This is a genomic window from Rhodococcoides trifolii, assembly GCF_014635345.1.
GTDB lineage: Bacteria > Actinomycetota > Actinomycetes > Mycobacteriales > Mycobacteriaceae > Rhodococcoides > Rhodococcoides trifolii.
This window is the reverse complement of sequence record NZ_BMCU01000002.1, coordinates 1,191,611-1,202,003: the sequence shown is the minus strand read 5'-3', so window position 1 is coordinate 1,202,003 and position 10,393 is coordinate 1,191,611. Positions and strand designations below refer to the sequence as shown.

At 67.7% G+C, this 10,393-nt stretch carries 9 protein-coding genes; 3 read left to right on the top strand and 6 right to left on the bottom strand.

The features are described 5' to 3' along the window. Positions 1-179: 179 nt before the first annotated feature. The 6 genes from IEW02_RS12865 to IEW02_RS12840 all read right to left on the bottom strand — a co-directional run bounded on the left by IEW02_RS12865 (position 180) and on the right by IEW02_RS12840 (position 6,650). Positions 180-944: a polyprenol monophosphomannose synthase gene (locus IEW02_RS12865; protein WP_188545129.1), complete on the bottom strand. Its 765-nt coding sequence runs from the start codon at positions 942-944 to the stop codon at positions 180-182. Then, entirely contained in the window at positions 941-2,548 is a 1,608-nt protein-coding gene (lnt, locus tag IEW02_RS12860) for an apolipoprotein N-acyltransferase (RefSeq protein WP_188545128.1), read from the bottom strand. Before lnt ends, IEW02_RS12865 begins: the two co-directional genes overlap by 4 nt. Beyond that, entirely contained in the window at positions 2,545-4,122 is a 1,578-nt protein-coding gene (locus IEW02_RS12855) for an amidohydrolase (protein WP_229745977.1), read from the bottom strand. The genes lnt and IEW02_RS12855 overlap by 4 nt, the downstream gene beginning before the upstream one ends. Before the next feature lie 46 nt (positions 4,123-4,168). Further along, entirely contained in the window at positions 4,169-4,687 is a 519-nt protein-coding gene (locus IEW02_RS12850) for an FxsA family protein (protein WP_188545127.1), read from the bottom strand. A gap of 115 nt (positions 4,688-4,802) precedes the next feature. Next, positions 4,803-5,462, bottom strand: a complete 660-nt coding sequence (locus tag IEW02_RS12845; protein ID WP_188545126.1) for a response regulator — start codon at positions 5,460-5,462, stop codon at positions 4,803-4,805. 24 nt (positions 5,463-5,486) lie between these two features. Beyond that, positions 5,487-6,650 carry a sensor histidine kinase gene (locus tag IEW02_RS12840; protein ID WP_188545125.1) on the bottom strand — a complete coding sequence of 388 codons (1,164 nt, stop codon included), beginning with the start codon at positions 6,648-6,650 and terminating at the stop codon, positions 5,487-5,489. 41 nt (positions 6,651-6,691) lie between these two features. On the opposite strand from IEW02_RS12840, the gene IEW02_RS12835 reads away from it, so the two are divergent. Genes IEW02_RS12835 through IEW02_RS12825 form a run of 3 tightly spaced genes read left to right on the top strand, consistent with a single transcriptional unit; the run spans position 6,692 to position 10,381 of the window. Further along, positions 6,692-7,459 carry a TSUP family transporter gene (locus tag IEW02_RS12835; protein ID WP_188545124.1) on the top strand — a complete coding sequence of 256 codons (768 nt, stop codon included), beginning with the start codon at positions 6,692-6,694 and terminating at the stop codon, positions 7,457-7,459. A gap of 10 nt (positions 7,460-7,469) precedes the next feature. Next, positions 7,470-9,014 (top strand): TldD/PmbA family protein, encoded by a 1,545-nt coding sequence (locus tag IEW02_RS12830; RefSeq protein ID WP_371829938.1) that lies wholly within the window; start codon positions 7,470-7,472, stop codon positions 9,012-9,014. Next, positions 9,011-10,381 carry a metallopeptidase TldD-related protein gene (locus IEW02_RS12825; protein ID WP_188545122.1) on the top strand — a complete coding sequence of 457 codons (1,371 nt, stop codon included), beginning with the start codon at positions 9,011-9,013 and terminating at the stop codon, positions 10,379-10,381. The genes IEW02_RS12830 and IEW02_RS12825 overlap by 4 nt, the downstream gene beginning before the upstream one ends. The last annotated feature ends 12 nt before the right edge of the window (positions 10,382-10,393 follow it).

Sequence of the window (10,393 nt, the reverse complement as noted above, 5' to 3'; positions counted from 1 at the left end):
AAGTCTCGGACGCGCAGAGACTTCCAGGTTGCCCCTCGTGTGAAGGGCAGATCCCCTACGTGTGACGCTCGGTGTCCCCGACCGTGGTCGCACTGTGTTGGGTGATTCGCTGTATAGAACCGGTTGGATTGGTCCGAACGTCTAGTTGTTCGGCACCGAAGCCGACGGCGTTACGTCGGTCACCCGCGACGGGACGAGCCCGTGATCTTCTGCCAACGATTGCGTAGACCCCACACCGTGACCTTGAGCAGAGCCTCGCGGACGATGTTGCCGCTCATCTTCGATTCGCCACGTTCGCGTTCGGTGAACGTGATCGGGACCTCGTCGACCACGAAGCCTTCCTGAATGGTGCGCCACGCCAGATCGACCTGGAAGCAGTAGCCGTGCGATTCGATCTTCTCCAGCGGGAGCTTCTCGAGAACCTCGCGGCGGTAGGCGCGGTAGCCGCCCGTGATGTCGCGCAGTGTGACGCCGAGGGCCAGTCGCGAGTAGATGTTTCCGCCGCGGGACAGCACCTCGCGGTGCTTCGGCCAGTTGACGACGGAACCGCCCGGGACGTAGCGCGAACCCAGGACCAGGTCGGCGCCGGCGTCCACACGCGCGAGAAGCAGGTGCAGCTGTTCCGGAGCGTGCGATCCGTCGGCGTCCATCTCGACCAGCACCGTGTATTCGCGCTCGAGCCCCCACCGGAAGCCGGCGATGTACGCGCCGCCGAGGCCGTTCTTCTCCGTGCGATGCATGACGTGGATACGACCTGCGGTGTCACCGGCCGCCAAGCTGTCGGCCAGATCGCCGGTCCCGTCGGGGCTGCCGTCGTCGACCACGAGGACGTGGGTCTTCGGGAGTGCGCGATGAAGCCGCTCCACGATCTGTCCGAGATTGTCGATCTCGTTGAACGTGGGCACGATCACCAAGGTGTGATCGCTCGGCTTCTCTGCCGTCATCGCGCGTCCTTTCCTACGGCCGGTGGCCGGTTCGTCGTTTCTCCGCCGGGACTGTAACCGGTCGCGGCCCCACGCCGCGTGGAGAACACGGCCACGGCGCCGGCCAGCACGGCCACGGCGGCGAGAACGTATTCCGGTATCGCACCGAGCCGGGTTGCCAGAGTAATACCCGAGCGAATCCCCACCGACGACACCAGGAAGTCGGCGTCGAAAAGATTCGTGCGTTCGGTCACCGAGCCGTCCGGTGCCACGATGGCGCTGACCCCGGATGTAGCGGCCACCACAACCGTTCGCGAGTGCTCGACGGCACGAACGCGTGACATCGCGAGCTGTTGATACGTCATTTCGGTGTCGCCGAAGGTGGCGTTGTTGGTCGGTACTGCGATTATCTGGGCCCCCGACTCCACGGATTCGTGCAGCGCGCGGTCGAACGCGACCTCGTAGCAGGTGGCGACCCCGACGGCCAGATCCGCCGGCCCGGACAGGTCACGGTTGTCGTTGACGTGCACGACGCCGTTTCCGTCGCCGGGGACGAAATTGCCGGCCGAGTCCGCGTAGGACGAGAACAGCCGGAAGAAGCTTCGGTAGGGCAGGTATTCACCGAACGGCTGGATGATCTTCTTGTCGTGCCTCTCCCCCACGCCCCGGTCGCCGTTCCACACCAGAACGGAGTTGGTCGTGGTTCCGTCCGAATTGACCAGAACCGCGCCGACCAGGATCGGGGCCCCGATCCGTTCCGATGCCGCGGAGATCTCGATCGCGGCGTCGCTGTTGCGCAGCGGATCGATGTCGGAGGCGTTCTCCGGCCACACCACCACGTCGGGCTTCGGCTGCCGGCCGGCGTCGACCTCGTCGGCGAGCCGCAGCGTTTCCTGCACGTGGTTGTCCAGCACCTTGCGACGCTGGGAGTTGAAGTCCAGACCCAGCTTCGGGACGCTTCCTTGAATGGCCGCCACGGTGATGGTGCGATCGCCCTCGGTGGGGCCCGCCAGGGTGGTGCCGACGATTGCGGCGACGACAGGCCAGAACACCGTCAGCGCCAGGGTGCCCGCCACGCCGCGCACGGTGCGCCGCTCTGCCGTGGCCACGACCCTGATCAGCGCGGCGAGGCCGGTTCCGGTGAGCGCGACGGCAAAGCTCAGCAGCGGCGCGCCTCCGAGTTCGGCCACCGGGAGGAGCAGCGACTCCGATTGGCCGAACGCGAGTCGGCCCCACGGTAAACCGCCGAACGGGGCGGAGCTACGCAACCATTCGGCGAGCGACCACGCGGCTGCGATCCACAGCGGCGCGAACCGCAACCTCGACACGAGCACGGCGACGATGCCGAAGATGCCGACGAAGAGCGCCTCGGCAACGCACAGGGCGATCCAGGGCAGCGGTCCGACGTACACCCCGATCCACGGCAGCAGCGGGAGGAAGAAGCCGAGTCCGAACAGGTATCCGTAGAGGAATCCGCCCTTCTTGCCGACACCGCCGGTGGACAGGACGGACGCGATGATCGCGATCGCGATCGGGGCCAGAAACCACAGCGGTCTCGGCGGGAAGGAAAGGAACAGAAGTCCGCCGGATCCGGCCGCGAGCACGAGACGAACGAGGACGCTCATCGAGCGAAGACCGTCTGTCCGCGGTGGACGGTCCGCAGACAGGTCGGATCGGTGAGTCCGACATCCATCCGAGGAAGCGCCGGTACGCGGGACCGGGGGTCCGTGGACCAGCGTTGTACCGAGTCGTTCGGCGCGCTGACGACGAGTTCCGCAGCGTCCCACACCGCGTAGGAGGCCGGCGCACCCGGTACCAGGGTGCCGGCCAACCCGTCGCGCACACCTCCGGCCCGCCATGCGCCGCGAGTGGCGGCCGAGAAGGCTGCGCGAGGCGACACGGCGGAACCGGGCGTGTGATGGTTGACCGCAGCACGGATCGAGGACCACGGGGAGAACGGGGTGACCGGCGAGTCGGTCCCGAAAGCCAGCGACACCCCCGCAGCAGCCATCATGGCGAGCGGGTTCAGCGCTGCTGCTCGGTCGGCGCCGAGGCGCGCCGCGTACATCCCGGCCGGTCCGCCCCACACGGCATCGAATGCAGGTTGCACGCTCGCGATCACGCCGCGGGCCGCCAGTACTGCGGCCTGGTCCGACGTGACCATCTCCGCGTGCTCGAGACGGTGCCCCCTCGACGCGAAGGCCGGTCCGCCCAACTCGTCGACAACTCGACCGATTGCCTCGACGACCGCAGTCATGGCAGCGTCACCGATGACGTGGAATCCGGCTTGGATTCCGGACCGGGTGCACGCTGCGAGGTGGGCAGCAATGGCGTCGACCTGGAGATAACTCGAACCGGTGCCGTCGGCGTCCGTGTACGGGTCGGTGAGCCACGCAGTCCTCGAACCGATCGACCCGTCCACGAACAGGTCGCCGCCCAGTGCGTGTGCGCCGGTGTCGGACAGCAACGCCCTCGCGTCGTCCTCGGACGTCACGGCTTCACCCCAGTACCCGCGCACTTCCACACCGTGGTCCAGTGCGAGCAGGTCGGCGAAGTCGGCTCGCCCGGTGATGTCCGGTCCCGCGCATTCGTGGACGGCGACGATCCCGTGCCGAGCCGCGGTGTCGAGGGCAAGAGAGCGTGCGCGCTCTGCGTCACGCGGTGTCATGAGGTCGCGGACAGCACGCCGGACGGCGTGGTGCGCCTCGCCGATCACCGGGACGTCGTCGACGGGAACACCGGCGACGGTCCGCAGGGCGGTCGAACACACTGCGGAGTGCGCATCGACACGCGAGAGGTAGATCGACCGCCCGGGCACGGCCGCATCGAGTTCGGCCGTGGTCGGTCCCCGTCGTTCCGGCCACGCAGACTCGTCCCAGTTCTGCCCCCACAGCACGGCGTCGTCGTGCCGCGCGGCATGCGCACGCAGGAGTTCGAGGCAGTCCCCGAGCGACCGGGCGCCTGCGAGATCGAGACCGCCGAGGGCGAGACCGGTCGCCGTGACGTGGACGTGCGTGTCGACGAAGGCGGGCGCAACGAACGCGCCGTCCAGACGAACGATCTCGGCGTCGGGGTGCAGCGCCAGCGCCGGACGGTCCTCACCGACCCAGACGACCGTGCCATCGGTGACGGCCATCGCAGTGGCGTCGGGGGCAGCCGGGCTGTAGATCCGGCCGTCGATCAACAGTTGCGTACTCACGAGAGTCGAGTCTGCCCGGTCCTTGAACCGGCGGGGGCGCCGCGGGTCAGTCGCGCGGCGTGCGCAGGTCGGGGCCCTCGATGACGGGGTAGGACTGACGGGCACGTGGTTCGGTCACGACCTCTCCGTCGACGACCACGTGACCCGATGCGAACGTCGGTCCGAAGCGACCGCTTGCCGTGGGTGCGAAGTGGCCGGCGGCGACGGCGCCGGAAAACCGCTTGGCTCCGACGGCCTTGACGACCGGTCGCAGCAACGCGCGGGTGAGCGGAAACAGCAGAAGCAGTCCCAACGCGCTCGTCACCAGACCGGGTACGGCCATCAGGATCGAACCCGCCGCCACCATTCCGCCGTCGGCGAGAGCTCCGATCGGTGATCGACCCGACGCCGACGCCGCCCGCAGTTCGCTCAGCACCCGCCGACCCTGCGAGCGGACCAGCACGAGACCGAGGACCGACGTCAGCACCACGAGCAGAATCGTCGACAGAATGCCGATGGTGCTGCCGAGCCAGACGAGGGCGGCGATCTCCACCGCCACGTAGAGGAAGAAGTACAGCAGTGCCATGACAGATCCTTTCGTCGTTCTTGTCCGGATCAACGCACGGGCTCGGTCGTTTTCTCCCCGGCACCGACATTGACAGTGGATTCTCAGCTGCCGAGATTTTCAGTTGCAGGGATTCTCAGCTGCCGGGCGTGACGAGTCCGGTCTCGTAGGCGAGTACCACGGCCTGCACTCGATCGCGCAGGTGCAGTTTGGTCAACACCCGACCGACGTGGGTCTTCACAGTCGCCTCGGACAGGAACAGGGATCCGGCGATCTCGGCGTTGGACATGCCGGTCGCGATGAGTCCGAGGACCTCTCGTTCCCGTTCGGTCAGCGAGTTCAGGACCTCGACGTCGCGTGGTGGCGCCGGGTCCTCGGTCATGAAGCGCGAGAGCAGGCGTCGGGTCACACGCGGCGAGACCACTGCATCCCCGGCGGCGACGCTGCGGACTGCGGACACCAGATCCTCGGGTGGGGTGTCCTTGAGGAGGAACCCGCTGGCACCGGCGCGCAGCGCACCGAGTACGTGTTCGTCCAGGTCGAACGTCGTCATGATCAGCACTCGGACGGACTCGTTCGACGACGTGATGCGCTCGGTCGCGGTCACACCGTCGATGCCCGGCATGCGCACGTCCATCAGAACGACGTCCGGTTGCAGGCGCGCCGCTGCTGCGATGGCCGACGCACCGTCCGCGGCCTCCCCGACGACGGTGATGTCGTCGTGAGCGTCGAGCACCATGGTGAGGCCCATGCGCATCAGTTCCTGATCGTCCACCAGAAGAACGGAAACGGTCACGGCCAGAACCTATCGTGCACGAGGTCACGAATCGAGTTCGAGCGGCAGCTCGGCTCGCACGGCCCAGGTTCCGTCCCGTCGTCGTCCGACGGTGAGATCACCACCCAGGACGGTCACCCGCTCCCGCATACCGAGCACTCCGTTTCCGGTCCCGCCTCCCGTCGAGGTCACCGGACCGGCACCCGATCCGTTGTCCACGATCTCGACGAGTACGTCGTGCGCTCGGCGCCGCACGGTGACCCTGGCTCGCGGTGACGCACCCGCGTGGCGGAGGACGTTGGTGAGCGATTCCTGAACGAGTCGGTGTATCCCGAGGGCGACGGCGGGTGCGATGTCGTCGATGTCTCCGCTCTGCTCGAGCTGAACGGCCAGGCCGGCGCTGCGCATCGTCTCCACGATCTTCGCGAGCGCCGCAGTGCCGTACTGCGGAACGACGTCGTCGGGGCTCTCGGTGCGGAGGAGCGCCACGGTGCGACGCAACTCCGACAGCGCCTGGCGGCCGGTTGCGGAGATGTTGCCGAGCGCTGCCTCGGCCCGATCCGGATCTCGGCGGAGCGTGTACGACGCACCGTCGGCCTGAACGATCATCACGCTCACGGCGTGCGCGACGACGTCGTGCAGTTCGCGCGCGATTCGGGTGCGTTCTGCCGCAACGGCTTCGACGGCACGACGGTCCCGCTCGTCCTCGGCCACCGACAGTCGCGCCTCGACTTCTCGGTCGTAGGCGCGACGGGCGCCATTGAATTCCGCCGAGATCCACGCCAGCGAGTAGACGAGGAACACGACGCCCAAGTTCTCGAACAGTGGTTGGTCGAGCAACAGGGTGGAGAAGACGTCGGTGGCCACCAAGACGAGCAGATAGATCGCACCGGGTCCGCGGCCGACGTACGCGACCAGGGTGTAGAGCGCCACGACCGTACTCAGCAGGCCGAGGTGAGTGGTGTCGTCACCGACCGCATAGGACACGAGCGCCGCGATCGGCGCCATGGTCAGCGCAGCCCATGCCGAGGCCAGCGGTAGCCGGCGACGCCACGGAACCGGTGCGCAGACCGCGATCCCGACGAGCAGGTACGCAATCGTGTTGTCTGCGTTGACCGTTCCGATGACTTCCAGCGCGAACAGCAGCGCGGCGAGGGCGCAATCGGCGACGAACGGCTGTTGCCGAAGCCACAGGCTGAGCGCACGCATGGTGCCACCCTATTCGGATGGTGCTGTGATCCACTGATGTCATGGGTGCTGCCGACTGGTCGATTCTGCTGGTGGCTGCCCTGGCCGCGGGGTGGGTCGATGCCGTGGTCGGCGGAGGAGGGCTGATTCTGATTCCGGCCCTCTTCCTCGTCGCGCCGACCTTGACTCCCCAGACGGCGCTCGCCACGAACAAACTCGCCGCGGTTGCGGGAACGTCTGCCGCAGTCGTCACGTTCGCACGCAGACTGTCGATGAACTGGCGGCTCCTGGTTCCCGCCGGGATCGCGGCGGCGTGCGCCTCCTCTCTCGGCGCGGCGACGGTGTCGCTGATCGACAAGGACGTGTTCGTCCCCGTGATCCTCGTCGTCCTGGTCGGTGTGGCACTGATCGTGACCCTGCGTCCGAACATCGGCGCGGTGACCGACGCCCCTCCCGCCACGGCTCGGCGCCTGGTGACGGTGGTGCTGGCGGCCGCCGTCGTGATCGGCTTCTACGACGGCTTGTTCGGACCCGGTACCGGCACCTTTCTGATCATCACCTTCGCTGCCCTGCTCGGAACCGAATTCGTCCGCAGCGCAGCGATGGCGAAGGTGCTGAACCTGGGGTCGAACCTCGGTGCACTGATCTTCTTCGCGTCCACCGGCAACGTCCTGTGGCTTCTCGGACTCGCCATGGCCGTCGCCAACGTCGCGGGCGCCGTCGTCGGCTCTCGGATGGCGCTGACGAAGGGGTCCGGGTTCGTACGAATCGTGTTGCTGGTGGTGGTACTCGCGCTCGTCGTCCGGTTGGGATGGCAGCAGTTCGGCTAGCGTGAGCGCGGTGACCACGAACTCACCGCAGAGGTCCGTCGATGCGGATTTTCTCGCCCTGCCGCTCCGCGTGTTGGCCGAAGCAGCTCTGACCGCGGCGCGGGCCGCCGGGGCCACGCACGCCGACCTTCGAGTGCATCGCATCCGGTCGCAGTCGCTCCGTCTGCGTGACGGGACGGTCCAGTCGTCGGTGGAGGGCGTCGAACTGGGGGTGGCGGTCCGTGTCGTCGTCGACGGGACCTGGGGTTTCGCCTCTCACGCCGAACTCGGAGTCGACGTGGCGATCGAGACGGCACACCGCGCGGTACAGGTGGCGCACGCCCTTCGCCTGCTCAACCGAGAGCAGGTCGTGCTGGCTCCCGAGCCCGTCTACGACGACGTCACGTGGGTGTCCGAGTACGCCGTCGATCCGTTCGACGTGCCGACTCCGCACAAGATTGCACTGCTGAGCGAGTTCTCGTCACGCCTGTCCGCCTCCGACGGCGTCGACCATGTCACGGCGTCGGTGCTGCAGGTCAAGGAACAGACGTTCTACGCCGACATGGCGGGGTCCACGCTCACGCAGCAACGAGTGCGGCTCCACCCACAGATCGAGGCCACCGCTGTCGACTCGGCGGCAGGAACCTTCGAATCGATGCGTACGCTCGCTCCCCCGGTCGGCCGCGGGTGGGAGTACCTGGTGGGCACCGAGAACGGCCCCGAAGGCGGGTGGGACTGGGACGACGAGCTCGCCCGAATCCCCGGGTGGCTGGCTGAGAAGGTGAAGGCTCCACCGGTGGTCGCCGGCCCGATGGACCTGGTCATCGATCCGACCAACCTGTGGCTCACCATTCACGAATCCATCGGTCACGCAACCGAATACGACCGCGCGATCGGGTACGAGGCGGCGTACGCCGGCACCTCGTTCGCCACACCGGACCAGCTGGGCACCTTGCAGTACGGGACGCCCGTCATGCACGTGACCGCGGATCGCACCGAACCGCACGGCTTGTCGTCGATCGGCTGGGACGACGACGGTGTCGCGGCCCAGAAATGGGACCTCGTTCGTGACGGTGTGCTGGTGGGGTATCAACTCGATCGAGTGTTCGCGCCCCGACTCGGGCTGCCCCGATCGAACGGTTGCGCCTACGCCGACTCGCCGCACCACGTGCCGATTCAGAGAATGGCCAACGTCTCGCTGCAGCCCGACCCGGTCACGGACACGACCACCGAGGATCTGATCTCCCGCGTCGAGAACGGGCTGTACGTCGTCGGTGACAAGTCGTGGTCCATCGACATGCAGCGCTACAACTTTCAGTTCACCGGGCAGCGCTTCTTCAAGATCGAGAACGGTGCGCTCGCGGGTCAGGTGCGCGATGTCGCCTACCAGGCCACCACCACGGACTTCTGGGGCTCGATGGAAGCCGTCGGCGGCCCGTCGACGTGGCGCCTCGGCGGCGCGTTCAACTGCGGGAAAGCCCAACCGGGACAGGTCGCAGCGGTGAGCCACGGGTGCCCGGCTGCGCTCTTCCGTGGGGTCAACGTCCTGAACACACGCACGGAGGCGGGCGCATGATCGCGGCACACGAACTGGTCGAGAAGGCACTGGCTCTCACCACCGTCTCCGACGCCGTCGTCATTGCGACGGACGCGACCGAGGCGTCGCTGCGGTGGGCCGGAAACTCGATGACCACCAACGGGGTGTCCGTCACCCGCTCGTGGATCGTGATCGCGATCGTGCGCGACGGTGCCGACACTCGCGTCGGCACGGTCGCGTCGACCAGCGTCGATCCGGACGACATCGCTGCCGTGGTGGCCGCCGCCGAGGACGCTGCACGCAGTGCAGAACCAGCAGACGATGCCATGCCCCTGATCGACGGTGCCGGCGCCGGGTCGGACTGGGGAGACGTCGCGGCCGCGACGGGCGTGGACGTCTTCGGGCGCGTCACCGACGACCTCGGGGTGGGGTTCGACGGCGCCGACGCGTTGTACGGGTTCGCCACTCATCACGTCACCACCACGTGGCTCGGTACCACCACGGGGTTGCGCCGCAGGTTCGTCGAACCGGTCGGGTCCATCGAGATCAACGGCAAGCGCGGTGGTCTGAACGGCGCCAGCGCCTGGGCGGGGACCGGGACGCGCGACTTCGCCGACGTCTCCGTGGCGTCGTTGCTCGGCGAGATCTCGCGCCGACTCGATTGGGCTGCGCGCACGATCGAACTGCCCGCGGGCCGGTACGAGACGCTGTTGCCGCCGTCCACCGTCGCCGATCTCATGATCTACCTGATGTGGACGATGGATGGGCGCGGCGCTCAGGAGGGTCGCACGGCGCTGTCGAAGCCGGGCGGTACGCGCGTCGGGGAGCGACTGGGAACGCTTCCGCTCACGCTCTTCTGCGACCCGTCGGCGGCCGGGCTCGAGTACTCGCCGTTCGTCGTCGCGGGGTCGTCCAGCGATGCGGTGTCGGTGTTCGACAACGGAATGACGGCCGAGCGGGTGGACTGGGTTCGCGACGGCGTCGTGAACTCGCTCGCCTACCCACGTGCCGCGGCCGCGGAATTCGATGCGCCGGTTGCCGTTCCCGGTGAGAACCTCGTCATGACCGGTGGGTCGAACGCGACGATCGACGACATGGTGGCGCGCACCGAGCGCGGGTTGCTGTTGACCACACTGTGGTACATCCGCGAGGTGGACCCGACGACCCTGTTGCTGACCGGACTGACCCGAGACGGGGTCTATCTGGTCGAGGACGGCCGAGTGACCGGCGCCGTCAACAACTTTCGGTTCAACGAGAGCCCGTTGGACCTGCTCCGGCGTGCCACCGAAGCGGGCGTGACCGCGCCGACGTTGCCGCGCGAGTGGAAGGACTGGTTCACGCGCACGGCGATGCCGGCGCTACGGATCCCCGATTTCCACATGTCGTCGGTGAGCAAGGCGCAGTAGGCAGCTCCGCTG

Bases quoted from the DNA above. Each gene is read 5' to 3' on its own strand.
- IEW02_RS12865 (WP_188545129.1), bottom strand. From the start codon at position 944: ATGACGGCAGAGAAGCCGAGCGATCACACCTTGGTGATCGTGCCCACG.
- lnt (WP_188545128.1), bottom strand. From the start codon at position 2,548: ATGAGCGTCCTCGTTCGTCTCGTGCTCGCGGCCGGATCCGGCGGACTT.
- IEW02_RS12850 (WP_188545127.1), bottom strand. From the start codon at position 4,687: ATGGCACTGCTGTACTTCTTCCTCTACGTGGCGGTGGAGATCGCCGCC.
- IEW02_RS12840 (WP_188545125.1), bottom strand. From the start codon at position 6,650: ATGCGTGCGCTCAGCCTGTGGCTTCGGCAACAGCCGTTCGTCGCCGAT.
- IEW02_RS12835 (WP_188545124.1), top strand. From the start codon at position 6,692: ATGGGTGCTGCCGACTGGTCGATTCTGCTGGTGGCTGCCCTGGCCGCG.
- IEW02_RS12825 (WP_188545122.1), top strand. From the start codon at position 9,011: ATGATCGCGGCACACGAACTGGTCGAGAAGGCACTGGCTCTCACCACC.